The 25,659-nt window shown below is 71.7% G+C and carries 21 protein-coding genes, 3 tRNA genes and 1 pseudogene; 13 read left to right on the forward strand and 12 right to left on the reverse strand.

Annotated features, from left to right (window positions below):
• From ACYVNR_RS01230 to ACYVNR_RS01240, 3 genes are all read left to right on the forward strand, one after another.
• Complete coding sequence (locus ACYVNR_RS01230) at positions 1-477, forward strand: NUDIX domain-containing protein (protein WP_461046006.1); 477 nt, start codon at positions 1-3, stop codon at positions 475-477.
• A gap of 242 nt (positions 478-719) precedes the next feature.
• Positions 720-1,814: a glycerophosphodiester phosphodiesterase family protein gene (locus ACYVNR_RS01235; protein ID WP_461046008.1), complete on the forward strand. Its 1,095-nt coding sequence runs from the start codon at positions 720-722 to the stop codon at positions 1,812-1,814.
• A 56-nt stretch (positions 1,815-1,870) separates the two neighbouring features.
• Positions 1,871-3,886 carry a phosphocholine-specific phospholipase C gene (locus ACYVNR_RS01240; RefSeq protein ID WP_461046010.1) on the forward strand — a complete coding sequence of 672 codons (2,016 nt, stop codon included), beginning with the start codon at positions 1,871-1,873 and terminating at the stop codon, positions 3,884-3,886.
• A gap of 160 nt (positions 3,887-4,046) precedes the next feature.
• Here ACYVNR_RS01240 and ACYVNR_RS01245 read toward each other — a convergent pair whose 3' ends face one another.
• The 6 genes from ACYVNR_RS01245 to ACYVNR_RS01270 form a co-directional block, all read right to left on the reverse strand.
• Positions 4,047-5,312: an alkaline phosphatase family protein gene (locus tag ACYVNR_RS01245; RefSeq protein ID WP_461046012.1), complete on the reverse strand. Its 1,266-nt coding sequence runs from the start codon at positions 5,310-5,312 to the stop codon at positions 4,047-4,049.
• Between the two features lie 8 nt (positions 5,313-5,320).
• Entirely contained in the window at positions 5,321-6,985 is a 1,665-nt protein-coding gene (locus ACYVNR_RS01250; RefSeq protein WP_461046014.1) for an alkaline phosphatase D family protein, read from the reverse strand.
• A 229-nt stretch (positions 6,986-7,214) separates the two neighbouring features.
• A tRNA-Lys gene (locus ACYVNR_RS01255) sits at positions 7,215-7,287 on the reverse strand.
• A gap of 290 nt (positions 7,288-7,577) precedes the next feature.
• A complete protein-coding gene (locus tag ACYVNR_RS01260) occupies positions 7,578-8,207 on the reverse strand; it encodes a LutC/YkgG family protein (protein WP_461046016.1) in 630 nt (209 codons plus the stop codon).
• Positions 8,204-9,709, reverse strand: a complete 1,506-nt coding sequence (locus ACYVNR_RS01265) for a lactate utilization protein B (RefSeq protein ID WP_461046018.1) — start codon at positions 9,707-9,709, stop codon at positions 8,204-8,206. Before ACYVNR_RS01265 ends, ACYVNR_RS01260 begins: the two co-directional genes overlap by 4 nt.
• Entirely contained in the window at positions 9,706-10,449 is a 744-nt protein-coding gene (locus ACYVNR_RS01270; RefSeq protein ID WP_461046020.1) for a (Fe-S)-binding protein, read from the reverse strand. The genes ACYVNR_RS01265 and ACYVNR_RS01270 overlap by 4 nt, the downstream gene beginning before the upstream one ends.
• A 175-nt stretch (positions 10,450-10,624) precedes the next feature.
• Between ACYVNR_RS01270 and ACYVNR_RS01275 the strand changes: the two are divergent.
• From ACYVNR_RS01275 to ACYVNR_RS01285, 3 genes and pseudogenes are all read left to right on the forward strand, one after another.
• A pseudogene (locus tag ACYVNR_RS01275) lies at positions 10,625-10,840 on the forward strand (hypothetical protein); the annotation flags it as partial.
• 56 nt (positions 10,841-10,896) lie between these two features.
• Positions 10,897-12,096 carry a right-handed parallel beta-helix repeat-containing protein gene (locus ACYVNR_RS01280; protein WP_461046022.1) on the forward strand — a complete coding sequence of 400 codons (1,200 nt, stop codon included), beginning with the start codon at positions 10,897-10,899 and terminating at the stop codon, positions 12,094-12,096.
• The gene (locus ACYVNR_RS01285) at positions 12,093-12,551 is read left to right on the forward strand and encodes a hypothetical protein (RefSeq protein ID WP_461046024.1); all 459 of its coding nucleotides are present in this window, start codon (positions 12,093-12,095) and stop codon (positions 12,549-12,551) included. Before ACYVNR_RS01280 ends, ACYVNR_RS01285 begins: the two co-directional genes overlap by 4 nt.
• A gap of 75 nt (positions 12,552-12,626) precedes the next feature.
• Here ACYVNR_RS01285 and ACYVNR_RS01290 read toward each other — a convergent pair.
• Together ACYVNR_RS01290 and orn are read right to left on the reverse strand one after the other, a co-directional pair.
• Positions 12,627-12,702, reverse strand: a tRNA-His gene (locus ACYVNR_RS01290).
• 110 nt (positions 12,703-12,812) lie between these two features.
• Positions 12,813-13,436, reverse strand: a complete 624-nt coding sequence (gene orn, locus ACYVNR_RS01295) for an oligoribonuclease (RefSeq protein WP_461046025.1) — start codon at positions 13,434-13,436, stop codon at positions 12,813-12,815.
• An 80-nt stretch (positions 13,437-13,516) separates the two neighbouring features.
• On the opposite strand from orn, the gene ACYVNR_RS01300 reads away from it, so the two are divergent.
• The 6 genes from ACYVNR_RS01300 to ettA all read left to right on the forward strand — a co-directional run bounded on the left by ACYVNR_RS01300 (position 13,517) and on the right by ettA (position 20,973).
• Positions 13,517-14,707, forward strand: a complete 1,191-nt coding sequence (locus tag ACYVNR_RS01300; protein WP_458803144.1) for a PrsW family intramembrane metalloprotease — start codon at positions 13,517-13,519, stop codon at positions 14,705-14,707.
• Between the two features lie 67 nt (positions 14,708-14,774).
• Positions 14,775-14,847, forward strand: a tRNA-Arg gene (locus tag ACYVNR_RS01305).
• 94 nt (positions 14,848-14,941) lie between these two features.
• A complete protein-coding gene (locus tag ACYVNR_RS01310) occupies positions 14,942-16,651 on the forward strand; it encodes a GTPase family protein (protein WP_461046027.1) in 1,710 nt (569 codons plus the stop codon).
• A complete protein-coding gene (locus ACYVNR_RS01315; protein ID WP_461046029.1) occupies positions 16,648-18,357 on the forward strand; it encodes a GTPase in 1,710 nt (569 codons plus the stop codon). The genes ACYVNR_RS01310 and ACYVNR_RS01315 overlap by 4 nt, the downstream gene beginning before the upstream one ends.
• A gap of 204 nt (positions 18,358-18,561) precedes the next feature.
• Positions 18,562-19,161, forward strand: coding sequence for a single-stranded DNA-binding protein (locus ACYVNR_RS01320; protein ID WP_045190189.1), 600 nt, complete (start codon positions 18,562-18,564; stop codon positions 19,159-19,161).
• Positions 19,162-19,290: 129 nt separating this feature from the next.
• Positions 19,291-20,973 carry an energy-dependent translational throttle protein EttA gene (ettA, locus tag ACYVNR_RS01325; RefSeq protein WP_045190187.1) on the forward strand — a complete coding sequence of 561 codons (1,683 nt, stop codon included), beginning with the start codon at positions 19,291-19,293 and terminating at the stop codon, positions 20,971-20,973.
• A gap of 130 nt (positions 20,974-21,103) precedes the next feature.
• On the opposite strand, the gene ACYVNR_RS01330 is transcribed toward ettA, so the two are convergent.
• A complete protein-coding gene (locus tag ACYVNR_RS01330) occupies positions 21,104-22,159 on the reverse strand; it encodes a magnesium transporter CorA family protein (protein WP_461046032.1) in 1,056 nt (351 codons plus the stop codon).
• Between the two features lie 20 nt (positions 22,160-22,179).
• The gene (gene yczR, locus ACYVNR_RS01335) at positions 22,180-23,625 is read right to left on the reverse strand and encodes a MocR-like transcription factor YczR (RefSeq protein WP_461046034.1); all 1,446 of its coding nucleotides are present in this window, start codon (positions 23,623-23,625) and stop codon (positions 22,180-22,182) included.
• Positions 23,626-23,686: 61 nt separating this feature from the next.
• On the opposite strand from yczR, the gene yczE reads away from it, so the two are divergent.
• The gene (gene yczE, locus ACYVNR_RS01340; protein ID WP_461046035.1) at positions 23,687-24,391 is read left to right on the forward strand and encodes a membrane protein YczE; all 705 of its coding nucleotides are present in this window, start codon (positions 23,687-23,689) and stop codon (positions 24,389-24,391) included.
• A gap of 16 nt (positions 24,392-24,407) precedes the next feature.
• On the opposite strand, the gene ACYVNR_RS01345 is transcribed toward yczE, so the two are convergent.
• Positions 24,408-24,920, reverse strand: coding sequence for a 2'-5' RNA ligase family protein (locus tag ACYVNR_RS01345; RefSeq protein ID WP_461046037.1), 513 nt, complete (start codon positions 24,918-24,920; stop codon positions 24,408-24,410).
• 41 nt (positions 24,921-24,961) lie between these two features.
• Positions 24,962-25,630 (reverse strand): TetR/AcrR family transcriptional regulator, encoded by a 669-nt coding sequence (locus ACYVNR_RS01350; protein ID WP_461046039.1) that lies wholly within the window; start codon positions 25,628-25,630, stop codon positions 24,962-24,964.
• Between the last annotated feature and the right edge of the window lie 29 nt (positions 25,631-25,659).

Here is a 25,659-nt window from a genome sequence, read left to right on the forward strand (position 1 = left end):
ATGGTCACCCGGACCCGGATCGCCGTGGCGGCGCTGGTGCGCGCCGACCAGATCCTGCTCGCGCACCGCCATCCGTCGCGTGAGCACTATCCGGACTGCTGGGACCTCGTCGGGGGGCATGTCGAGCCTGGTGAGTCGCCTCGACAGGCGGTCGGACGGGAGTGCCTCGAGGAGCTCGGTGTGCGCCTGCACGACCCTCGACAGATCCCGATGACCATCGCCGACCCCACCCTCGAGATGCACGCCTTCCTCGTCACCCGCTGGGACGGGGAGCCCGTCAACAGGGCACCCGAGGAGCACGACGACCTGCGCTGGTTCCGGCGGGGCGAGCTCGCTGACCTGACGATGGCGCACGCCGGCTGCCTCGCGAGCGCCCTGCACGCGCTGGAGCTGACGGCCGCGGAGCCGGGCTGGGGGGCGGTCCGGCCACCGGGCCAGGTGTCGACCCGGACCGTCGGGGACGTGCCGCAGGCGTGAGGAGGGCCTGGTCCGTGTGGACCGGGCCCTCCGCCCGAGTCGAACGAGGGCGGGCGCTCTCGCGAGACCCGGTGAACGTCATACGTCCTCGGGGCATTCTCAGCGCCCGCTCGGCATCCGGTCCGTGCCGGTCGGTCAGGGTTCGGCAAGGGTTCACGGGCACGCCACGTCGTGGGCACCGCGACCGGCCGCGACCTCCCTAGCGTCGAGTGGCCAGAACCCCCCACCCCAGAGGACCTCTGATGCAGCTCCGCCACCTCCTGACCGCCCTGGCCTCCGTCGCCCTGGCCGGCCCGCTCGCCACGGGTGCCGCGGCCCCCGCCACCGCGGGCGACTCCACCACGACCCCCGGGCCGGTCCTGCCACAGAAGACCCACTTCGACCTGCAGGCGCACCGCGGCGGCATCGGCATGACGACCGAGGAGTCCCTCGAGGGCTTCGGCAAGGCGATGCGCCTCGGCGTGACGACACTCGAGCTCGACACGCAGGTGACCAGGGACGAGAAGGTCGTCGTCAACCACGACCGCCAGGTCAGCGCCCAGAAGTGCCGCGACACGGCGCCGGTCACGCCCGGGGACCCGATGTACCCCTACGTCGGCAAGTACCTCAAGGACCTCACGCTCGCCCAGGTCAAGACGATGGACTGCGGCTACCAGCAGCTGCCCGGCTTTCCCGAGCAGGAGCAGGTCGCCGGCTTCCGCATCGTCGAGCTCAAGGACGTGCTGAACCTCGTCAAGGCGTACGACGCCAAGCAGGTCACGCTCAACATCGAGACCAAGGTCGAGGCCGGTGCGCCCGAGCAGACCGCGCCGCGAGCGCTCTTCGTGCGCCGCGTCTTCGAGGAGATCCGCGCCTCGGGCATCGAGGACCAGGTGACGATCCAGTCGTTCGACTGGGGCGCCCTCAACGAGATGCACCGCCTCGCGCCGACGTGGCCGCTCGTCGCCCTCACGAACCACGACTTCCTCCAGGTCGGCAAGCCGGGTGCGTCACCGTGGCTCGGCGGCGTCGACGCCGATGACTTCGGCGGCGACTTCGTGCGCACCGCCGCCGCCGCGGTGCCCGAGGGCCTCGTCGCGCTCTCGCCCAACTACGGCTTCCCGCAGAACGGCAAGGTCGGCGACGCCGGGTTCCGCTTCTACCCCGACGCCGCGATGGTCCGCGCCGCCCACGGTCGCGGCCTGAAGGTCGTCCCGTGGACGTGCGACGACATGGCCACGGTGAGCGCCCTCATCGACATGGGCGTCGACGGCATCATCACGAACTACCCGAACCGGGTCCGCCAGCTGATGGCCGACCGCGGCATGCGCCTGCCGAAGGCGTACGCGCCCCGCTGAGCCCGGCGGACACTTCGGCTTCAACCCACCAGCTCCGCACTCCCACAGGAGATCTCATGGTCAACCTCGACCGCCGCCGCTTCCTCCAGATCGCCGGAGGCGCCACCGCCGCCACGATGCTCGGCGACAGCATCGCCCGGGCCGCCTCCATCCCGGCGAACCGCCGCACCGGAACCGTCAAGGACGTCGAACACATCGTCGTCCTCATGCAGGAGAACCGCTCCTTCGAGCACTACCTGGGCAGCCTCCGCGGCGTGCGCGGCTTCGGCGACCCGCACCCGGTGCAGCTGCCCAGTGGGCGCTCGGTGTGGCACCAGTCCGACGGCGCACGCGACGTGCTGCCCTTCCACCCCACGGCCGACGACCTCGGCGCGGCCTTCCTCGAGGGCCTCCCGCACAGCTGGACCGACGGTCAGGCAGCCGTCAACAAAGGGCACTACGACGGGTGGGTGCCGGCCAAGGGGACGACGACGATGGCGTACCTCGAGCGTGAGGACGCGGCCTTCCACTATGCCCTGGCCGACGCGTTCACGGTCTGCGACGCCTACTACTGCTCCTTCATCGGCAACACCGACCCGAACCGCTACTACCTGTGGTCCGGCTGGACCGGCAACGACGGCAAGGGCGGCGGCCCCGTCCTCTACAACGACGAGCTCGGCTACGACTGGCGCACCTACCCGGAGCGCCTCGAGAAGGCCGGCGTCTCGTGGAAGGTCTACCAGGACGAGGGCACCGGGCTCGACGCGACGGGCTCGTGGGGCTGGACGTCCGACCCCTATATCGGCAACTACGGTGACAACTCGCTGCTCTACTTCAACAGCTACCGCAACGCCGCGGCGGGAACCCCGTTGTACGAGAAGGCTCGTCGTGGCACCAAGGCCCGCGACGGAGAGGACTACTTCGAGCTGCTGCGCCGCGACGTCCAGTCCGGCCAGCTGCCGTCTGTCAGCTACATCGCCGCGCCCGAGGCCTTCAGCGAGCACTCGAACTGGCCGACGAACTACGGCGCCTGGTACATCTCGAAGGTCTTGGACACCCTGACCTCGAACCCGGAGGTGTGGGCGAAGACGGTGCTGCTCATCACGTACGACGAGAACGACGGGTTCTTCGACCATCTCGTGCCGCCGCACGCGAACTCCCCTGTCATTCCAGGCGCCTCGACCGTGCCGACCGACCACGAGTTCTACGACGGGCAGCACGGTCCGGGGTCGTACGGCCTGGGGCCGCGCGTGCCGATGTTCGCCGTGTCGCCGTGGAGCACCGGCGGCTGGGTGGCGTCCGAGACGTTCGACCACACGTCGGTGATCCGGCTCATGGAGACCCGCTTCGGGGTGAGAGAGCCCAACATCACGCCGTGGCGTCGCGCCGTCACCGGCGACCTCACCTCGGCGTTCGACTTCTCGCGCACCGTCGAGAAGGTGCCGAGCCTGCCGAGCACGACGAGCTGGAAGCCGTTCGACGACAAGCGCCACCCGTCCTACCGCCCGACGCCGCCCGCGCAGGGGTCGATGCCGGCGCAGGAGCCGGGCACCCGCCCGGCGCGCCCGACGCCGTACGACCTCGACGTCCGCGAGCTGTCGACGCCGAGCGCGGTCACGCTCGAGCTGCACAACCGTGGGCAGCGGGGAGCGCACCTGCAGGCGCGCCTGATCGAGCCGGCTGGGGTGCCGCACAGCTACACGGTCGGGGCCGACGATCACCTGCGGGCCACCTGGCCGGTGAGCGGCGACTACGACATCCACCTGCACGGGCCAAACGGCTTCTTCCGCCGCTACGCCGGCGACTCTGCGAGCGACCCGGTCACGGTGCGAGTGGAACGCGTCGGTCGCACCCAGCACCTGTCCGTCACTGTCGGCGCACCGCGCGGCACGAGCGTGACGCTGGAGAACGCGTACGGCGGCCGAACGACTGTCGGCGCGCGTCCCGTCGTCGTCGACACCTCGTCCGCCGGAGGCTGGTACGACCTCACGGTCGTCGCCGACGGCGGCCGGTTCGTTCGGGCGTTCGCTGGGCACCTCGAGACCGGCCACCCCTCGGTCAGCGAGCCGGCACTGGGTCGCACCCGCGGCTGACCGCGCCACGCGGCGTATGCCGTCGCGCCGGGCTCCGGGTCCACCGACCCGGGAGCCCGGCGCCCACCTCCCTACTGCACGGCCAGCTCGCCGACGGCGCCTCGCCTGTGCACCCCAGCCGCGGTTGACAGCTGTTGCCGGAACGCACGGCCAGCGTGGCTCACAGCCGCGAGACGCCGTCGTAGCCGCCGCCGGGCGCGCCGAGCCCGAACACAGCACCGACGGTGGGGGCGACGTCGAGGGTGTGGGCCACGTCGGTGCGCACCGAACCTGCGGCGACAAGCGGCGAGCCGCCGGAGATGACGAACGGGATGGGTTCGGTGGCCGGGTGACCGTGGTTGCCGGGGATGGGGTTCGAGTAGACCTGCGGGTCGCTGAAGCGCCAGCCGGCACGGCAGTAGACGACGAGGTCGCCGGCCTCGGCGCCGAGGCGCAGCTCGCCGGGCAGGTGCGACTCGAGGACGCCGGGCACCGTCGCGACCACGCGGCGCATCCGGTCGACGGCTGCCCCCCGGTCGGCGTCGGCGCCGGTCCAGTAGAGGAGGTCGGCGCCGCCGTTCTGGGCGATCCGCACCCGATCGGCGAGTGCCGGGTCGGCGGCGAGCGCTGCGGCGAGCGATACGACGTTCGTCGGCACCGACCAGTCCATCGAGTGGTCGGCCAAGGTGATGACGACGCTGTTCGTCCAGCGGCCGGTGTCCCGGAGGTGCTGCACGAAGCGGCCCACCTGGACATCGCTTGACGTGAGCGCTGCCCTCCTGGCCACGGCGAGCGTCGTAGACCCGGTGAGGTCGGAGTGCCCGACCCGGTCGATGTCGCCGAGGTTGGCGAAGACGAGGTCAGGGTCCACGTTGTCGACCATCGCGAGCAGCGCGTCCATCGTCGCGGCGTCGGGCGCGTGGTTCGTCACCGGCAGCGTCGGCGACGGCTCCCATCGGTAGGTCGCGCGCGTCCCGAAGACGCCGTACAGGTACTTCTTCGACAGGACGGTCCCGGTGGTGCGGCCCGTCGCGTTGAGGCGCTCGATGACCGTCGGGAAGTGCAGGTCGGTCGGACGGTCCATGTCGCGCACCACCCCGTCGGCGCGGTCGAGGAACGAGTTGGCCGGCACGCCGGAGCGGTCCGGACGCACCCCGGTCATCATCATGACGTGGTTGGGGATGGTCTCCATGACCGGCAGGGACCGCGCGTTCGGGTACCACGTGCCGCCGTCGCGCAGGGCGACGAGGTTCGGCATCAGGGTGGCGTCGAGCTCGTCCGGTCTCATGCCGTCGGTCACGAGCACGTACACGCGGGTGCGGGAGGGGCCCCCGGGCGTGCCGGCCGTCGCCGGTGCGGCGGCCAGGGAGGCGCCGGCTGCCGCCGACAGCACGACGGCGGCACCACCCCCGCCTGCGAGCCGCAGGAAGGTCCGGCGGGAGGTCATGGGCGTACTCATCGGGCCGCCCCAGCCGCCGCCGTGAGGGCGTTCGTGCCGACGGGCACGGTGAACCCGGTCTCCCACGACGACGTCGCAGCGCGGTCGGTGCGGTCGGTGACGACGTACCAGTCCATCTGGGCGGCCTTGGGGGTGAGCGTCAGCACCGAGTATCCGTGGCTGTCGAAGTCGAGCCACTTCACGTGCCGGTTGTTCGCGCGGATGGCGTCCTCCACCGCGAGCGACGTGGTGCGCGGCGCCGCGCCGGTGAGGTCGTCGAGGTTGTTCGAGGTCACCGACGTCGCGACGAGCTCGACCCCGACGGTCCGGCTCAGCGGGTAGGTGCCCGCGTCGACGGGAAGCTCGCACGCCCAGCCGGAGTGGATGTCGCCGGTGATGAACACGGTGTTCGTCACACCGTGGTCGGCGAGGAACGTGACGAGCTCACGCCGGTCAGCGGTGTAGCCGTCCCACTGGTCGACGTTGTACGGGACGCCCTGCCGCGGCAGCAGGCCGGTCATGTCGGCGATCGGTCCCGCCACGTAGTTGTCGAGCGGCGGGAAGAGCACGGGGGTGACCATGACGGGGTTGCCGACGAGCTTCCACACCGCGTCGTTCTCGATGAGGCGGTCCTTGAGGAACTGCATCTGGGCGTCGCCGGTGATGGTCCGGGCCGGGTCGTCGACGGCGGCGAGGTCTGTCGTCGTGACCTGCTGGCTGCGGTAGCTGCGCAGGTCGAGCATCGTCAGGTCGGCGAGGCTGCCCCACTGGAGGTGCCGGTAGGCCTGCACGCCGTCGCCGAGGGCCGCGGTGCCGGAGAGGCGGATCGGCATCCACTCGTCGTAGGCGCGCCGGGCGGCCGCCTTGCGCGCGGCGAAGTCGCCCTCCCCGGGCTGGTGGTTCTCTGCGCCGCCGGACCAGGCGTCGTTCGCGGTCTCGTGGTCGTCCCACGTCGTCACCCAGGGCACGTGGGCGTGCAGCGCCTGCAGGTCGGTGTCGGTCTTGTACTGGCCGTGCCGCTGGCGGTAGTCCGCGAGCGAGACCATCTCGTGGGTCGGCTCATGCGGGCGCACGACGACGTTGGCCCGGCCGTTGGCGTACTCGCCGGTGCCGTACTCGTACACGTAGTCGCCGAGGTGGACGACGGCGTCGAGGTCGCCGCGCGCGGCGAGGTGGCGGTACGGCGAGAACCAACCGGCCTCCCAGTTCGAGCACGAGACGACCCCGAGCCGGAGGCGGTCGACGGAGGCGCCGCGAGCCGGGGCGGTGCGGGTGCGGCCCGTCCCGGAGACAGCGGACCCGAGGGTGAAGCGGTAGTAGTAGGTGGTTGCCGCGGCGAGGCCGGTGACGTCGACCTTGACGGTGTGGTCGCGTTCCACACCGGTCGTCACGGTTCCCTTGCGCACGACCGAGCGAAAGCCCGCGTCGGTGGCGACCTGCCAGGCGACGGTCGTGCTCGGGCCGGTGCCCGATCCCGGCGTCGCCTCGGCGGTGGGGGTCACGCGAGTCCAGATGACGACCGCTCCGGGGAGCGGGTCACCGGAGGCGACTCCGTGCCGGAAGGTGGCGGCGGACCCGGGGGTGCTGGCGCCGGCCGAGGGGGCGGCGCCGACCGCCAGCGCCACGGACCCGGCGGCGGCTGCGGAGCCTGCGAGGAAGCTGCGTCGTTCGATCATGGTCATGCAGCGTCAACGGTGCTTGTGTCCGGGGGGTGACGGAGACGAGCCGAACGTTCACCAAGGCGTCGTCTGTGGGTCACGTCCGTGCGTGAAGGGCCGGGTGCGCGGCGCCCGACGGCTCGCCGGACGTGACGACGACCACTCGTCATCGGAAACGGGCAGCCCGGACGAGACCGTTCTCGGGGACACGAGTAAGGCCCGGTCCGCATGGACCGGGCCTTACTCGTGAAAGTGCGCCGTCAGGGACTCGAACCCCGAACCCAGTGATTAAGAGTCACTTGCTCTGCCAATTGAGCTAACGGCGCAACGAGGGGAAACGTTAGCAGCCGCCCCCGGCCGGTACAAAATCGAGGGTCCGTCGGCCTCTCGAGAGCGCCGCGGCGGCGCGGGCAGCCCCTGCCGACGGGCGGATTCGTCCTCCCGGGGACGCGGGCCGAGGCCGCGCGCGCGTCACGGCGTCGCGCTCGCCGTGGAGATGAGCGACAGCGCCAGGCTGACGACGATCACTCCGATGACGATGCCGACGGTGATCCGCTGGGCCTTCTTCTTTCCCATGAGCATGTCACCCATTGTCGGGCACGGGCGGTCGTGCGTCTCAGCCGGCCAGCACGACGACGAGCGTGCGTGGGCCGTGGACGCCCTCGACACGGCTGAGCTCGATGTCGCTGGTGGCCGACGGCCCGCTGATCAGGGTGGTCGGCCGCGTCGGGTCGAGCCGGCCCAGGCCTTCGGGCACGGTCTGCACGACGTCCTGCACGCGTACGACGCAGACGTGCGTGTCGGGCACGAGGCTGAGCGCGCGCCGCCCGCAGAGTGGACCTCCGTCGAGCGCGATCGTGCCGGTCTCGGAGACCGCGGCGACACTGCCGGTGACGACGGCCGGCACCGCGTCGAGGTCACGGGCGGAGGCGGTGCCGTCGTCGCTGCGCGCCACGTGGACCCCGCGCACCCAGGCGTCGGGGACGCCGGGCGCGTGCAGCACCTCGTGGATGCCGCGCCCGGCGAGGGCGGCGGCGACGGCGGCGCCGATCGCGACGTCGTCGCCGCCGGCGCGGACCACGGTCGCCCGGTAGTCCTCGAGCCGGTCGACGAGCTGCGCGACGACCGCGTCGGAGCCGGGTGCGTGCTCCCCTGCGACGCGGTAGCTGCGGGGCACGGGCAGCCCCTCGGACGCGTCCCCGCGCGCCCGGCGGATGCGCGCGAGCATCTCGTCGCGGGCGCTCACGGCCGGTCACCTCGCGTCCGCGCCCACCAGTCGCGGAACGTCTCGGCGGGCGGGCTCGGCACGTCGCGCGACGCGGTCCAGCCGTTGAGCGGCGGCGGGAGCGGCAGCACCGGCTTGCCCTGTCGTATGCCGTGCCGACCCCTCGTCGCCGCGCGCCCCGCCCGCGCGAAGCGCTTCGGGTCGGCCATCACCCAGGCGGCTGCCCTCATCGCCGCGGCCTCGGATGTGGGGAGCCGGTGCTTGGCAGCGTGCGCCTCGGTGTGCTCGGCGCGCAGCTCGACGAGCAGGTCGGGGATGTTGATCTTGACCGGGCACACGTCGTAGCAGGCGCCGCAGAGGCTCGACGCGTACGGCAGCGAGTCGTTGGGGTCGGACCCGCCGGTGATGCCGGTGAGGAACGGGGTGAGCACGGCCCCGATCGGACCGGGGTAGACCGATCCGTACGCGTGCCCTCCGGTTCGCTCGTAGACCGGGCAGACGTTGAGGCAGGCCGAGCAGCGGATGCAGTGCAGCGCGGTGCGGCCGAGGTCGTCCGCCAGGGCGCGCGTGCGACCGTTGTCGAGCAGCACGAGGTGGAACTCCTGCGGCCCGTCGCCGGGCGTGACGCCGGCCCAGCTCGAGGTGTAGGGGTTCATCCGCTCACCGGTCGAGCTGCGGGGCAGCAGCTGGAGGAACACCTCGAGGTCTCGCCAGGTCGGCACGACCTTCTCGATGCCCATGACGGTGATGAGCGTCTCGGGGAGCGTGAGGCACATGCGCCCGTTGCCCTCGGACTCGACGACGGTCAGCGTGCCGGTCTCGGCCACACCGAAGTTGGCGCCCGAGACGGCCACCTTCGCCCGGAGGAAGACCTCACGCAGGTGGGTCCGGGCGGCCGCGGCGAGCACGGCCGGCTCGTCGGTGAGGCCGGGGTCGACACCCGGCATCTCGCGGGCGAAGATCTCGCGGATCTCCGAGCGACCCCGGTGGATGGCGGGCACGAGGATGTGAGACGGCTTGTCCTGGCCGAGCTGGACGATGAGCTCGGCGAGGTCGGTCTCGTGGGCGGTGATGCCGGCGCCCTCGAGGGCCTCGTTGAGGCCGATCTCCTGCGTGGCCATCGACTTGACCTTGACGACCTCGTTCTCGCCCGTCGCCCGCACGAGGTCGAGGACGATGCGGTTGGCCTCGGCCGCGTCGCGCGCCCAGTGCACGGTGCCGCCGCGCGCGGTGACGTTGGCCTCGAGCTGCTCGAGGAGCTCGGGCAGCCGGGCCATCGTGTCGGCCTTGATCGCCGAGCCGGCCTCGCGCAGCGCCTCCCAGTCGGGCACCTCGCCGACGACGGCAGCGCGCTTCGCGCGGATCGTCGAGGTCGCGTGGGCGAGGTTGCGGCGCAGCTGCGTGTTCGCCAGCGCGTCGCGCGCGGCGGCCGGGAAGGGCCGGTCGCCGGTGAGCTGGCCCACCGCAGTGTCGGCGGCGGGACCGGGGACCCGGCCCTGCGGCATACCCAGGAAGGTGCTCATGCGGTGCTCGCGAGGATCTCGGCGAGGTGCACCGGGCGCACTCCGGTGCGCAGCCGGGACAGGCCGCCGCCGATGTGCATGAGGCACGACGCGTCGCCGGCCGTGACGACCTCTGCGTCGGTCGCGAGCACCGCCGACATCTTGTCGGCGAGCATCGCGGTCGAGGTGTCAGCGTTCTTCACCGAGAAGGTGCCACCGAAGCCGCAGCACGAGTCCGCGGCAGGCAGCTCGACGAGGTCGATGCCCCGGACGGCCCGCAACAGCTGGAGCGGCCGGTCGCCGACCCCGAGCAGACGCAGCGAGTGACAGGTCGGGTGGTAGGTGACGCGGTGCGGGTAGGCGGCGCCGACGTCGGTGACCCCGAGCACGTCGACGAGCAGCTCGGACAGCTCGAAGGTGCGCGCGGCGACGGCCTCGGCGCGGACCGCGAGCGCCTCGTCACCGCTGCGCCTCGCGACGGCGGCGTGCTGGTGGCGCACCGAGCCGACGCACGAGCCCGACGGCGCCACGACGGCCTCGCAGCCCCGTGCCATTGCCTGCTCGAAGACGTCGACGTGGTGGCGCACCAGGCCGACGGCGTCGTGCTGGTAGCCGGTGTTGGTGTGCATCTGGCCGCAGCAGGTCTGCGCCTCGGGGAAGACGACCTCGTGGCCGAGCCGCTCGAGCACGGCCACCGTCGCCCGCGCCACGTCGGGGAAGAGCACGTCGCCGAGGCAGGTGACGAACAAGGCGATCCTCATGCGCACTCCTCTCGTCACAGCAACCTACCCGGTCGAGCCTCCGTGCTCGGGACGTGACTGGGGGAGTACACCATTCGACGTAGGCACCCCTCGTGCGCGGGAGCGAGGACGCGTCGCTCGCTCCTGCCCACAATGAAAGGTCCAAGAGCAGGACGAGAAAGACGGGGGCCCGCCGATGGCACGTCCAGTGGCACGCCGGCACGAACGGTCACGGCGACGGATCGGCCTCGCCACGAGCGTCGCCGCCGCACTGGGGCTGGCGACAGTCCCGCTCGGGGCCGCGGAGGGCGCGGTCAGCACCCTCTACGTGGCCAAGACCGGGTGCTCCGACACGGGGACGGGCACCTCGAGCGTGCCGTACTGCACGATCGCTAAGGCCGCCAAGGTGGCCGTCGCCGGCCAGACCGTGCTCGTCTCCAGCGGCACGTACACCGACGAGGTGTTTCCTTGGCACTCGGGCGTCTCCGGCTCGCCCATCGTGTTCCGGCCCGCACCCGGAGCCACGGTGACCATCTCGGGGGCCAAGCACGGTTCACCATCTCCAACCAGAGCTGGATCACGGTGTCGGGCTTCACCATCCAGCGCTCCACGAGCAACGGCATCTACGTCTTCAACGCGACCGGCCTGACCCTTTCGGGCAACACCGTGCGCACCTCGGGCCAGCGCGCGTCGGGCGTGACGGCATACGGGATGTACCTCAACTCGATGACCCGATCGGTCGTGCAGGGCAACCTCGTGACCGACAACTCGGCGTCCGGCATCTTCGTGACCAACGGCTCGACCGGCAACCAGCTCGTCGGCAACGAGAGCTCGTGGAACGCGTACGGCTACGTGCGCAACGCCGTCGGCATCGACCTGCGCGCACCGGGCAACCTCGTGACCGGCAACCGGACCCACGACAACGAGGACTCCGGCATCCAGTCGTACCCGGGCGGCGACCGCAACACCATCGTCGGCAACGTCAGCCACCACAACATGGGGTTCACCACCGCGGCCCTGTCGAACTGCAGCCCACCTCCCACCGGCAACACGTCGGGGTGCATCACGGGCGACCACGGCATCGACGACTTCGGGGTGACGGGAAGCTCCGTCGTGGGCAACACCGTCTACAACAACGTCAGCGCCGGCATCAACCTCGAAGGGGTCGCCTCGGGGACGTCGACCGGCTTCACCATCGCGAACAACGTCGCCGTCGACAACGCGATCGGCTGCCCCGACGGCGCCGGCGGCACGGTCAAGTGCCCGCGGACGAGAGGCAACATCCGCGTCGACTCCACGTCGCAGCTCGGCACCACGGTCGACTCCGACCTCGTCAACCTCAGCACGACCGGCACGATGATGGTCTGGGGGTCGACGTCCTACACCTCGATGGCCGCCTTCCGGACCGCGAGCGGACAGGAGTCGCGCGGACTGCAGGGCGACCCGAGGCTGGGCAACCCGACCGCAGGCGACTTCTCCCTGCGGGCCGGTTCGCCCGCGATCGACTCGGCGAACTCCGGCGCGCCCGGCGAGCCCACCACCGACGCGGCCGGTCGGGCGCGCGTCGACGACCCGGCCACGGCGAACACCGGCACCGGCCCCCGCGCGTACGACGACCGCGGCGCCTACGAGTACCAGCCTTCGACCCTGAGCCAGGTGACGCCATGAACCGGTCATCAGCCCGTCTCCGCCCGCTGCTGGGCGCCGCCCTCGCGCTCGGCGTGGCCGCGGGAGTCGCGGTCGCGGCGAACGGCGCCACCGGAGAGGCAGCGCGCGACGCGGCATCCGTCGTGTCGCGGACGGCCCCGGTGTCCTCCCTGCCGTCGACCGCCGAGTGCACCGCCATGGGCACCCTCGCGGAGGACGCGGCCGGCGCCGCCGCGTCCTCCGGCACGCCTGCGTCCGTGCACGCCCTCCGGGGCAGAGCCGCCGCCGCGGCGCGCGCCACGAGCTCGGACGACGTGCGTGAGGCGACCCAGAACCTCGCCGACGACCTCGCGGCCCTGCGCGTGGCCCTGGCGACCGTGGCGGGCGACCCGCCGGAAGCCGCCCACCGGCGCGCCGACATCGAGGCCGTGATCCGTGGCGACGTGGCGGCGATGCGTCGCCTCTGCGGCCGCTGACGCGTCGACCCGGACCGGGCGAGACCCGCGTCGACGCGCGAAGGGCCCCGCACCACGTGCGGGGCCCTTCGCTTCTGGGGTGAGTGACGGGACTTGAACCCGCGGCCACCTGGACCACAACCAGGTGCTCTACCAGCTGAGCTACACCCACCATGCACAACACGAGCCGGGCCCGAGGGCTCGGCGCCGTGTCACGGCGACGACAATGCTACAGGCTCTCCAAGGGTGCTCGTGACCACCCCGCGTCGTGCGGCGGACAGCTCAGTGCTCGATGACGTGCGGCGACGCGAGGGCCTTCGCCGTGGCCGAGTCCGGACCGGGCTGCGGCACGAAGACGGCCTCGCGGTAGTAGCGCAGCTCGGCGATCGACTCCCGGATGTCGGCCAGCGCCCGGTGGCCACCCGACTTCTTCGGTGCGTTGAAGTAGACCCGGGGATACCAGCGGCGCGAGAGCTCCTTGATCGAGCTCACGTCGATGATGCGGTAGTGCAGGTAGGACTCGAGCACCGGCATGTCGCGTGAGAGGAAGCCGCGGTCGGTGGCGACCGTGTTGCCGCCGAGCGGAGCCTTGCGCGGTTCGGGCACGAAGGTGCGGATGTAGTCGAGGACGATGTGCTCGGCCTCCTGGAGGGTCACACCCGAGTCGAGCTCGGTGATGAGGCCCGAGGTGGTGTGCATGTCGCGCACGAAGTCGTCCATCTGCTCGAGGGCCTCGGCCGGGGGCTTGATGACCACGTCGATGCCGTCACCGAGCTGGTTGAGCTCGAAGTCTGTGACAAGAGCGGCGACCTCCACGAGGGCGTCGGACTTCAGCGATAGGCCCGTCATCTCGCAGTCGATCCAGATGATCCGGTCGGCGATGGCTCGGTGGTTGGTGTCGCTCACCGCTCCACCATAGTTGTTCGGGCCTCACGGTCCCGGCGCACGGACGGCCGACGGGCACCGCCCTGCACTAGCCTGCCTGCATGACCTCAGGGGACGTGACGACCCAGCAGCCGGGAGGCGGCGCGGGCAACCATCCGCAGCAGTGGAGCCCGGTGCGCAACCCGACCCGCAGACCGATGCTCCGGACCGCGCTCACGATCGGGATCTCGGCCTCCGTCTTCCTCGTGTGCCTGCTGATCCTGCTCGGGATCCTCGGCGAGCGGCTCAGCTCGCAGACCATCGTCACGTCGGCGCTGATGGCGATCATCCCGCTGTTCATCATCGTGCCCACGTTCCTGTGGCTCGACCGCTATGAGGCGGAACCCGTTCGATACCAGTTGTTCTCGTTCCTGTGGGGCGCACTGGTGGCTGTCGTCGGAGCGTTCTTCCTCAACACGTTCGGCCTCAAGCTGCTCGTCGAGGCCAGCTGGACCGACCCGCTGCAGACCGGCGCCGTCTACCTCGCACCCGTCACGGAGGAGACGCTCAAGGGCCTGGGCATCCTGCTCATCTACCTGCTGCGTCGCCGCGAGTTCGACGGGATCGTCGACGGCATCGTCTACGCCGGTCTCATCGGTGCGGGCTTCGCCTTCAGTGAGAACATCCTCTACCTGGGCCAGGCCTACAACGAGTACGGCAACGAGGGCCTCACGTCCACCTTCCTCGTGCGCGGCCTGATGGGCCCATTCGGCCACCCGCTCTTCACGTCCCTCACCGGCATCGGCATCGGTATCGCAGTGTCCGCCCGCCGGCCCCTCGTGCGCGTGCTGGCGGTCCTCGTCGGCTGGGTGTGCGCGATGATCCTCCACGGCCTCTGGAACCTCTCCGCGCTCGCCGGCATGGACGGGTTCTTCGAGGCGTACGTGACCTACCAGGTCCCTCTCTTCCTCGCCTTCGTGGCCTTCCTCTTCTGGCTGCGCCGTCGTGAGGGGCGGCTCATCGGCCGCTACCTCTCGCCGTATGCCGACGCAGGCTGGCTGACGCACGCCGAGGTGACGATGCTGTCGCACCTGCGGCTGCGCCGGTCCGCGCGGGCGTGGGCGCGTCGCAACGGGGGCCGGGCGGCGAAGAGGTCGATGGACGCGTTCCAGGACAGTGCGAGCGACCTGGCGCTGCTGCGCTCGAGGCTCGTGCACGGCACCGCCGAGGACGGCGCGTCGGAGCGCGAGATGGTGCTGCTCGAGGCGATCACGGCGCACCGTCGCGCCTTCGTCGGCTCGCCGGTCACCTGAGCGAGGCGGGCGGTCCGGCGCGTCGCCGCCGGTGCCTATCATTGGACGGCGCCCGCTTCGGGCGCCCGCCCCTGTAGCTCAGCGGATAGAGCAAGAGCCTTCTAATCTCTTGGTCGCAGGTTCGAGTCCTGCCGGGGGCGCTCTCGCCATGGACGGCGCCACGACTGGGTACGTGTTCACGGCACGCCCGCCGATGGGTTTGGTTGTGCCGACGCAACACGGAAGGATTCAGGCGTGGCAGGTGATACAGGGGTGGGCAATGCCCGTCTCCTCTCGGCGGTGCAGGCGCTGCGATCCGCCGTCTCCGAAGCCACCCTCCCGCTCGACCTCCCCGGCGCCCCGGCCGCCCGGCTGACCCGCACGCGGCTGCTCGACCAGCTCGACGACTACGTCATCCCGAGGCTGACGTCGCTCGACGCCCCGTTGCTCGCCGTCGTCGGCGGGTCGACGGGCGCCGGCAAGTCGACCCTCGTCAACTCCGTCGTGGGCCGTGAGGTGACCCTGCCGGGGGTGCTTCGGCCGACCACCCGCTCGCCGGTGCTCATCCACCACCCGTCCGACGCGGCGTGGTTGTCCGGCCCCCGCATCCTGCCCGGCCTCGCCCGGATCACCGGCCGCCACTCGGCGTCCGACGGGCCGGACGCCGTGCGCCTCGTGCCCACCGACGAGGTGGCGGCAGGTCTGGCGCTGCTCGACGCCCCCGACATCGACAGCGTCGTCGAGGCCAACCGCGACCTGGCTGCCCAGCTCCTCGCCGCCGCGGACCTCTGGATCTTCGTGACCACCGCCGCCCGCTACGCCGACGCCGTGCCGTGGGAGCTGCTGCGCGAGGCGTCCGAGCGCGGCACCGCGGTCGCGGTCGTGCTCGACCGCGTGCCCCCCAACGCGGTCGACGACATCCGCACCCATCTGGCGGGGATGCTGCGCGAGCAGGGCCTGGACCAGGCGCCGATCTTCACCGTCGTCGAGTCCGAGCTCGTCGACGGCCTGCTCCCCGACGACCAGACCCAACGGCTGCGCGGCTGGCTCGCGGCGCTCGCGGGCGACGCCCAGGCGCGCGCCGACGTCGTCCGCCAGACGCTCCAGGGCGCCCTCGTCTCGCTCGACGCGCGCACCACGTCGCTCGTCACCGCCTCGAAGGAGCAGACGGCGGCAGGCCACACGCTCGTGGGAGCGGCCGAGGCGGCATACGCGGAGGCGAGTGCCCAGGTGCACGAGGGGATGGTCGACGGGACCCTGTTGCGTGGAGAGGTGCTCGCGCGCTGGCAGGAGTTCGTCGGCACCGGCGAGTTCTTCCGGCAGGTCGAGTCGACGGTGTCGCGCGTGCGTGACCGGTTCACGTCGTTCCTGCGCGGCGAGCCGGCCCGGGCCGACCACCTCGGGGAGGCGCTCCAGTCGGGGGTCGAGTCCCTCGTCGTCAACCGCGCCGAGCTCGCTGCCAGCTCCATCGCCCGGGTCTGGCGCACCTTGCCCGGCGGCGACCAGCTGATCGTCGCCCACCCCGGGCTCGCCCGCTCCAGCAACGACCTCGAGACCCGCATCCAGCGCCTCGTGCGCGACTGGCAGGGCGACATCCTGCAGATGGTGCGCGACGAGGGCAAGGACCGTCGCACGACCGCGCGCATCATGGCCTACGGCGTCAACGGGCTCGGCGTCGTGCTCATGCTCGTCACCTTCGCCAGCACTGCAGGGATCACCGGCGCCGAGGTCGGCATCGCCGGCGGCACCGCGGTCGTCGGCCAGAAGCTGCTCGAGGCCGTCTTCGGTGACCAGGCCGTCCGCGAGCTGGCGCGCAAGGCCAGGGAGCTGCTGACCACCCGCGTCGACGAGCTGTATGCCGTCGAGCTCGCCCGCTACGAAGGAGCTGTCTCGACGTTGCAGGTCGCCACCGACCAGACCGACCGGCTGACTGCCGCAGCTGCTGCCGTCGAGGACGCGCGATGAGCCCGATCAGGATGGGGCGCGCGTCGGTGCAGGCCGTCTCGGCTGCCGAGCTCGGCACCCGCACCACCGAGCTGTCCATGGCGCTGGTGTCCGGCGCCGACGAGCTCGACCCCACCCACGTGCAGGGCGCGCGCCGCGTCGTCGACAAGGCCGTGGAACGCCTGGGCATCGCCGGCGAGCACACCGTCGTCGCGCTCGCGGGCGCCACGGGCAGCGGCAAGTCCTCGCTCTTCAACGCGCTCGTCGGCGCCGACGTCGCCACCATCGGCGCGCGCCGTCCGACGACCTCGCTCCCGACGGCGGCCATCTGGGGTGACGCCGACGCGTCCGAGCTGCTCGACTGGCTCGGCGTGAAGGAGCGGCACGTCGTCGACGCCTCGGCTCCCCGCGGTGACGGTGCGGCGGCCCCCGGTCCCGTCCGGGTCGAGGTGGCGGGCTCGCTCGACGGGCTCGTGCTGCTCGACCTGCCCGACTTCGACTCGCGCGAGCTCTCACACCGGCGCGAGGCGGAGCGCATCCTCGAGCTCGTCGACGTCTTCGTGTGGGTGACCGACCCGCAGAAGTACGCCGACGCCCGCCTGCACGACGAGTTCGTCAGCCTCATGTCGCAGCACGACGCGGTGACGCTCGCCGTGCTCAACCAGGCCGACCGGCTCCCGGGCGAGGGGGTGAGGACTGTGGGCAAGGACCTCGCGCGGCTCCTGGTCGCCGACGGCGTCACCGGCGCACAGGTGCTCGCCACGTCCACGGTCACCGGCAACGGCGTCGCCGAGCTGAAGCAGCGTCTCGCCAATGCCGTTGCAGGACATGCGGCCTCGCGTCAACGGCTCAAGGCCGACGTGGTCGGCGCCGCCGCGCGTCTCCGGTCGGGAGTGGCGGACGGCGAGGCCGATGTCGGCGCGATCCCGCGCGACGAGCTCGACGCGTCGCTGGCACGTGCCGCCGGTGTGCCGATCGTGCTGGACGCCGTCGCCCGCGACTACCGGCGAGAGGCGTTCGCGCACACCGGCTGGCTCTTCGCCCGCTGGACCAAGGGCTTCGCGGCCGACCCGCTGCGCCGGCTGCGTCTCGACCGCACCGGCGGTCGGCCGCCGATCCCCGTCGCCATCGACGGCGCCGACGTGCGGGCCGTGCTCGGCCGGTCGTCGATCCCGGCCCCGAGCGTGTCGACGGTGTCGGCCGTCGACGTGGCCACCCGAGCCTTCGTGCGCGACGCGTCGGAGTCGCTCCCGGTGCGCTGGGCCCAGACCGTCGAGGACGCCGTCGACCGGGGCGAGGGCACCCTCACCGACGCGCTCGACCGCGCCGTCATCGGCACCTCACTGCGCGCCCGTCGCCCGGTGTGGTGGTTCACCGTCAACGTCATCCAGTGGGTGCTCGGCCTCGTCGCCCTGGCCGGACTCGTCTGGTACGCCGTGCTGTGGGGCTTCGCGCTGCTCCAGCTGCCGCGGCCCGAGACGCCTGCCGTCGGCATCGTGCCGCTGCCCCTCGTGATGCTCGTCGGTGGCGTGCTGCTGGGGTTGGGGCTCGGGGTGCTGTCGCGCTTCTGGGCGCGCATCGGGGCACGGCACCGGCGCGCGGTGGTCGGCAAGCGGCTCTCCGAGTCGGTGGCTGCGGTGGCAGACGAGCACATCCTGGTCCCGGTCGACGAGGTGCTCGCGCGCCACCGTGCGACCCGCGAGCACCTGGACGCCGCAGCCGGCTGACCCCCTCCTCCCCGGTCGAGGCCGTCGCGTGGGACGGCGCGAAACACCTCGGCGCGAGGCCTGCAGACGGGTCGTCCACATCCCCTCGGCGCCCGGCCCTGCTGTCCACAGCGGCGACGCGCAGGCTGTCGCAGCCGACGACCTGACCCGAGGGTGGGCTGCAGGCGGCACCGAGCCGTCACGCACGAGCCAAGGAGCCCACCAGTGAACGAGATCCGCATCACCCTGCACGGCAACGTCGTCAGCGAGCCCGTCGAGCGCGTCGCGCGCAACGGTTCCCCGTACACGACGTTCCGTGTCGCGACGACGCCCTACCGCCGCACCGCGGACGGCAAGTTCGTCGACGGCGAGACGAGCTTCTACGACGTGATCGCCTTCAACGCGCTCGCGGCCAACACGACAGCGGGGCTGCGCAAGGGCCAGCCCGTCCTCGTCGAGGGCAAGCTCGCGATCAGGACCTACATCGGGAACGACGGCAACGCGCACACCTCTCCCCAGATCGACGCAGACCACATCGGGCACGACTTCACCTGGGGGCGCGCGAGCTTCGAGCGCGTCAGCCGCGCGGCCGCGCTCGGCCACGACCGCACCGCCGACCCCGACGTCCAGCAGGCCGTGCGGGCGCTGGGCGGCGGTCAGGCCGTCGGCGACCGGCCCGACTACGTCGACGCCGACGGCGTGGTCGACGACGACTACCAGCCCGACGTCGACGCCATCGGCACCGAGGCCGGGCGGGATGCCGGGGTCCTCGCGACGGGCGACCCCGAGACGGACGACTACGAGGTCGTCGGCGCCTCGGCCTGAGTCGTCGGTGCCCGTGACGAAGGCGCACGGCTGCGGCGGCCGGACCACTCCCGTCGCCGCAGCCCGCAGCCGTCCTGGCAGGGCGGCACCGATTTCGGTGGGGCGTGCGCAGACAGATAGCGTGTGCGCATGGCCGAGTACATCTACACCATGACCCGTGCGCGCAAGGCGCACAACGAGAAGGTCATCCTCGACGACGTCTCGATGTCGTTCTACCCCGGCGCGAAGATCGGCATGGTCGGTCCGAACGGTGCGGGCAAGTCGACGATCCTCAAGATCATGGCCGGACTCGACCAGCCGAGCAACGGCGAGGCCCGCCTCGCCGCCGGCGCCAGCGTCGGCATCCTGCTCCAGGAGCCACCGCTCAACGAGGAGAAGACCGTCCTCGGCAACGTGGAGGAGGGCGCCGGCGAGATCAAGGCGAAGCTCGACCGCTACAACGAGATCTCCGCCGAGATGGCCGACCCCGACGCCGACTACGACGCGCTGCTCGCTGAGATGGGCAAGCTGCAGGAGGACATCGACCACGCCGACGCGTGGGACCTCGACAGCCAGCTGGAGCAGGCGATGGACGCCCTGCGCTGCCCGCCGGCCGACTCGCCGGTCACCAACCTCTCCGGTGGTGAGCGCCGACGCGTCGCGCTGTGCAAGCTGCTCCTCCAGAAGCCTGACCTGCTGCTGCTCGACGAGCCCACCAACCACCTCGACGCCGAGTCGGTGCTCTGGCTCGAGCAGCACCTCGAGGGCTACCCGGGCGCCGTCATCGCCGTCACCCACGACCGCTACTTCCTCGACAACGTCGCACAGTGGATCGCCGAGGTCGACCGCGGGCGTCTCTACCCCTACGAGGGCAACTACTCGACCTACCTCGAGAAGAAGTCCGAGCGCCTCCAGATCCAGGGCAAGAAGGACGCGAAGCTCGCCAAGCGTCTCAAGACCGAGCTCGAGTGGGTCCGCAGCAACGCCAAGGGCCGTCAGGTCAAGAGCAAGGCGCGCCTGGCCCGCTACGAGGAGATGGCCGCCGAGGCCGAGCGCACCCGCAAGCTCGACTTCGAGGAGCTCCAGATCCCCCCGGGCCCGCGTCTGGGCTCCACGGTCATCGAGGTCACGAACCTCAAGAAAGGCTTCGGCGACCGCGTCCTGATCGACAACCTCTCGTTCTCGCTGCCGCGCAACGGCATCGTCGGTGTCATCGGCCCCAACGGCGTCGGCAAGTCGACGCTCTTCAAGACGATCGTCGGTTTCGAGCAGCCCGACTCGGGCGAGGTCAAGATCGGCGAGACCGTCAAGATCTCCTATGTCGACCAGGGCCGTGAGGGCCTCGACCCCAAGAAGAACCTCTGGGAGATCGTCTCCGACGGGCTCGACTACATGAAGGTCGGCAACGTCGAGATCCCGTCGCGGGCCTACGTGTCGCAGTTCGGCTTCAAGGGCCCCGACCAGCAGAAGCTCTCGGGCGTGCTGTCGGGTGGTGAGCGCAACCGTCTGAACCTCGCGCTGACCCTCAAGCAGGGCGGCAACCTGCTGCTGCTCGACGAGCCCACCAACGACCTCGACGTCGAGACCCTCGGCTCGCTCGAGAACGCCCTGCTCGACTTCCCCGGCTGCGCCGTCGTCATCACCCACGACCGGTGGTTCCTCGACCGCATCGCGACGCACATCCTCGCCTACGAGGGCACCGAGGACGACCCGGCGAAGTGGTACTGGTTCGAGGGCAACTTCGAGTCCTACGAGGCCAACAAGGTCGAGCGGCTCGGCCCCGAGGCGGCGCGCCCGCACCGCGTCACCTACCGCAAGCTGACGCGCGACTGACACCAGGCTGAGACCCTGGGGCCTCGCCGTCGCAGGCCACGGGCCGGGCACCTCGGTGCCCGGTCCGTCGTCGTGCCGCGACTCGTGCTGGCTGCTCGTGACCGTCGACCCGGGGCCGGCTCTCGCGGGGTCAGATCCAGTTCCGGCGCCGGAAGACGACGTAGAGCGTGGCAGCGATCCCGAGGATGACGGCCGCGCTGACGAGCACTCCCACCGGCTGGCCGAAACCGGGGTAGGGCACGTTCTGGCCGTACCACCCGGTGACGGCCGTGGGCACCGCGATGATGGCGGCCCACCCGGTGAGCTTCTTCATGACGGTGTTGAGGCGGGCGTCCTGCAGTGACAGGTTGGTCTCGAAGACGGTGGTCACCATGTCGCGCAGCGACTCGGTCCACTCGGCCGCGCGCAGCACGTGGTCGTAGAGGTCGTCGTAGAACCCGTCGAGCTCGGGGTGGCGCTGCTCGAGGTCGCTGCGGTGGCGCAGCACGGCGTTGACGACGTCGCGCATGGGCAGCACGGCGCGGCGCAGCTCGACGAGCTCCTTGCGCAGCCGGTAGGTGCGCAGCTGTACGGCGTGCACGTTGCCGCTCTCGTCGAAGAGGAGATCCTCCAGCCCCTCGATCGCGTCGTCGAGCTGCTGGATCGCCTCGAAGTGCCCGTCCACGACGGTGTCGAGCAGCCCGTGCACGAGCGCGCCGACGCCGAGCCGCAGCAGCTCGGGGTCGTCGTTCCAGCGCTCCACCACCGGCTGCAGGTCGAACGAGTCGTCGCTGCGCAGCGTGATGACACCACGTGGCAGCACGAAGGCAGAGATGCGGGTCGTCCGGAGGCGCGACTCGCGAGCCGTCGGGTCGAGGCGCACGGCGCTGGGCGTCAGGGGTTCTGACCGCGCGGTGGCCGTGTCGAGCTTCGCCGCATAGACGGTGAGGAACGTGTGGCGCGCGTGGCGTGTGGCCTTGGGGCGCTCGCCGGCCGTCACCGCGTCCTCGACCGCGTGCGGGTCCAGGCCCAGCTCCTCGGCGAGGGCGAGCAGCCCCACGTGGTCGGGCTCGCACAGGTCGACCCAGACGAGCGAGGCCTCGTCGCCCAGGTGCTCGGAGACGTCGTCGAGCGGGAAGCCCTCCTCGACGACCTTGCCGTGCTCCCACCGGCAGCTGGTCACGCGTCCCGCTCCGCTGCTGCTCACGTCTTCAGTCTCGCAGCCGATCACGCGATCAGTGGCGTGACCTCGCGTGATGTCGGGCGCTCTCCGAGGGCGAGCTGCCAGGCGACGGCGAGCCGGCGGCCCACCTCGTCGGCCTCGTCGGGGGCCACGCAGAAGGGCACCCGCACCCAGCGCGTGAGGCCGCCCTCGACGCCGAACTGGCCGCCACGGGCGAGCCGCACCCCGGCGGACTCCGCAACGCGCGCGAGCTCGTCGCCGCGTGGGGCCGGCAGCTCGCACCAGAGGTTGAGACCGCCGCTGGGCACGTCGAACCGCCACTGCGGCACGTGCCGGTGCAGGGCGGCCACGAGCGCGTCGCGTCGTGCCCGCGCCTCGCGGCGGCGTTCCACGAGCAGCGTGTCACCTTGGCGCAGCAGGTCGGCCACGACGAGCTGTTCGAGGATCGCGGTGCCCAGGTCGAGGCTGTGCCGGGCCTCGATGACCGCCTCCACGGCGCCCTCGGGGGCCCGCACCCAGCCGACCCGCAGCCCACCCCACCACGTCTTGCCCGCGCTGCCGAGCGTGTGCGTCCCGCGCGAGGTGAGGGCGAAGGGCGGCGGGAGCGCCGACCCGGTGGGGTCGTCGAGGCCGAGCTCGACGAAGGTCTCGTCGACGACGGGGACCGTGCTCGACCGGGCCAGCACCGGCGCCAGGGCCTCCCGGGTGTCGCCGTCCATGACGAGACCCGTCGGGTTCTGGTGGTCGGGTATGAGGTATGCCGCTCGCGCGCCGCTCTGACGCAGCCCGACCTCGATGGCCTCGACGTCCCACCCCGTCGGCGTGAGCTGGGCCGGGACCGCGCGGTAGGACGAACGACGCACTCCCACAATGGCATTGGGGTAGGTGGGGCTCTCGACGAGCACGCGGTCGCCGGGCTCGAGGCACGCGCGCAGGACGGCGGACAGTCCGCCGTGGGCGCCGGACGTGATGACGACCTGGTCGGGCGACGTGGGCAGCCCGCGGCCCTCGAACCAGGCAGCCACCGCGGCGCGTGTCTCAGGGAGCCCTCTCGGGTCGTAGCCGGCCGTCGCGAGGTGGCGGGGCAGCTCGGTCAGGGCGCGCTCGTAGGCTGCAGTGACCCCCGCCGCGGCCGGGAGGGCGGCATACGTGAGGTCGATGACGTCCGGTGGCACATCGGTGGGGATGAGGCCGGCCTGCGACAACGCGAGGCCGGAAGGGCCGGCGGGCAGGCAGACGACGCTGCCGGACCCGCGGCGGGTGGCGATGAACCCCTCGTCGCGCAGCGCGTCCAGGGCGGCACCGACGGTCGTACGGCTGAGCCCGAGCTCGCCCGAGAGCGTGCGCTCGCTCGGCAGCCGGGTGCCGACGAGGACGCGGCCGTCCGCGACGAGGCGCCGGATGCCGTCGGCCAGTCCCCGGTACGTCGGCCGGGGGAGCGGGTCGGTCCCGAGAAGCAGGGCCAGAGAGCGAGCCGAGATGGTGCGCATCGGGCCACTCTTGCACGATTGGCCCTTAAAAGTCAGGCCAGTGGCCCTGAGGATGGACGACATGAGACGCCACGTGCCCCTCGCGAACCTCTCCCCGCGGCAGCAGCTGCGCGCCGGCCGCTTGCCGCGCCGCGTCGTCCAGCTGCTCGTGGGCCTGACCCTCTACGGCGTCTCGATGGCCATGATGATCCGCTCGACGCTCGGCCTCGACCCGTGGGACGTGTTCCACGCCGGCATCACGACGCACGTGCCGATGTCGTTCGGCACGGTGACGATCATCGTCGGGGCACTCGTGCTGCTGCTCTGGGTGCCGCTGCGGCAGTGGCCGGGTCTTGGCACCGTCGCCAACGTCGTCGTCATCGGCCTCGCCGCCGACGCGGGGCTGGCGCTCATCGAGGCACCTGAGTCGCTCTGGGCCCGCATCGTGCTGCTCGCGTCCGGCATCGTGCTCAACGGTGTCGCCGGCGGCCTCTACATCGGCAGCCAGCTCGGCCCGGGCCCACGCGACGGTCTCATGACCGGCTTCGCCCGCCGCACCGGCCTCTCGATCCGCCTCGTCCGCACGACGATCGAGGTCGTCGTGCTCTCGGTGGGCTGGCTGCTCGGCGGCCCCGTCGGGCTCGGCACCGTGCTGTATGCCGTCTCCATCGGTCCACTCGTCCAGTTCTTCCTCCCGCGGCTCACCGTCGAGCTCGCGCCCGCGGCGCCCCAGCCGGCCGCGGCTGCGGTCACCCCGCCGTCCGCCATCGGCGCGACGCCCTGCTGAGCGCGGCGCGCGTTCGTCAGCCCCCGAGAGGCCAGGTCTGCAGCACCCGGCAGGCGCCGGGCTCGTACCACGCGAGCTGCAGCTGCTCGGCGCGGCAGCGGGCCGGCAGCCACGGACCTACCGCCCGCGCCGTCGAGGCCTCGGTGACGTCCCCCGAGAGGGCGTCGAGCGTCAGGTGCGGCACCACGTCGCCGAACTCGCCGGCATACGGCGGGCACTCCGGGAAGGCCGCCCACAGCCGTCGGGTCAGGGACGCGAACGACGTCGCAGGGTCGGGCAGGAGGTGCACGATGCCGTTGGGGAAGGTGTCGATGCGCTGGAGGGTGAACTCGAATGACCTTGTCTCCGAAGCAATCTCGGCCACTGCCGCCAGAGTCGCAGGGGTCAGCGACTCGGCAGGCAGGAACGGCGCGAGCGCGGTGACGTGCGCGTGCCCGAAGTCGGGGTCGTCGGAGACGTACGCCTGGTCGTAGTGCTCGTGGCGCGTGCGCACGTAGGGCTCGAGCTGCGGCACCGGCACCTGCAGCACGCTGTGCCCGTGCGGCACCACCCGCCGGGCGTCCTCGCTGGTCAGCGCTCGGCGCCGACGAGCCGCAGGGCGAGGGCCGCGTTCGTCGACCCGATCTCGGCCGGCGTGCGCCGGATGGTGGGGGAGTACCACCGGGCGACGTCGACGACGATCGAGAGCAGCGCGAGCGCCGTGTGGGCGCTGTCGTCGACCGTGAAGGCGCCGTCGATGACGCCGCGCTCGAGGACGTCGCGCACGAGGGAGTCCATCTCCTTGCGCAGGGCCAGCACCTCGGCGTGGTGCTCGGGGGTGAGGTGGTGGTGCTCGTACTGCACCACTCGCGCGACCTGGTACTGCTCGACGTGCCACTCGGAGAACCGTGCCATGACGTTGGCGAGCTGGTCGGCAGGCGTCGGGCCCTCGGCGATGGCCGAGCGCAGCAGCCGCAGCGCCGACTCGTGTCCGCTGCGACTGAGGTTGAAGAGCAGCTCCTCCTTCGAACCGAAGTGGACGTAGACGCCGGCGGGGGAGAGTCCGGCGCCTGAGGCGATGTCGCGGGTCGTCGTGGCGTGGAAGCCCTTGTCGGCGAAGGCGTGGGCGGCAGCCTGCAGCAGGCGGTCGACGGTGGTCGCGTCGGGGTCGGACGTCGGCGCGCACGACGCGCCCGATGCGCCCGACGCGGCGGGCGCCGCTGAGGAGGTCGCGGAGGACGTCGTGGATGGCTGCGGCACGTTGACAGCATGCCGCAGCGGAGTCAGAC

It is taken from the genome of Terrabacter koreensis (assembly GCF_054783315.1).

Excerpts from the sequence above, each read along its gene's own strand:
- ACYVNR_RS01230 (WP_461046006.1), top strand. The coding sequence starts at position 1 with ATGGTCACCCGGACCCGGATCGCCGTGGCGGCGCTGGTGCGCGCCGAC.
- ACYVNR_RS01235 (WP_461046008.1), top strand. The coding sequence starts at position 720 with ATGCAGCTCCGCCACCTCCTGACCGCCCTGGCCTCCGTCGCCCTGGCC.
- ACYVNR_RS01240 (WP_461046010.1), top strand. The coding sequence starts at position 1,871 with ATGGTCAACCTCGACCGCCGCCGCTTCCTCCAGATCGCCGGAGGCGCC.
- ACYVNR_RS01245 (WP_461046012.1), bottom strand. The coding sequence starts at position 5,312 with ATGACCTCCCGCCGGACCTTCCTGCGGCTCGCAGGCGGGGGTGGTGCC.
- ACYVNR_RS01250 (WP_461046014.1), bottom strand. The coding sequence starts at position 6,985 with ATGACCATGATCGAACGACGCAGCTTCCTCGCAGGCTCCGCAGCCGCC.
- ACYVNR_RS01265 (WP_461046018.1), bottom strand. The coding sequence starts at position 9,709 with ATGAGCACCTTCCTGGGTATGCCGCAGGGCCGGGTCCCCGGTCCCGCC.
- ACYVNR_RS01270 (WP_461046020.1), bottom strand. The coding sequence starts at position 10,449 with ATGAGGATCGCCTTGTTCGTCACCTGCCTCGGCGACGTGCTCTTCCCC.
- ACYVNR_RS01285 (WP_461046024.1), top strand. The coding sequence starts at position 12,093 with ATGAACCGGTCATCAGCCCGTCTCCGCCCGCTGCTGGGCGCCGCCCTC.
- ACYVNR_RS01300 (WP_458803144.1), top strand. The coding sequence starts at position 13,517 with ATGACCTCAGGGGACGTGACGACCCAGCAGCCGGGAGGCGGCGCGGGC.
- ACYVNR_RS01315 (WP_461046029.1), top strand. The coding sequence starts at position 16,648 with ATGAGCCCGATCAGGATGGGGCGCGCGTCGGTGCAGGCCGTCTCGGCT.
- ettA (WP_045190187.1), top strand. The coding sequence starts at position 19,291 with ATGGCCGAGTACATCTACACCATGACCCGTGCGCGCAAGGCGCACAAC.
- yczR (WP_461046034.1), bottom strand. The coding sequence starts at position 23,625 with ATGCGCACCATCTCGGCTCGCTCTCTGGCCCTGCTTCTCGGGACCGAC.
- yczE (WP_461046035.1), top strand. The coding sequence starts at position 23,687 with ATGAGACGCCACGTGCCCCTCGCGAACCTCTCCCCGCGGCAGCAGCTG.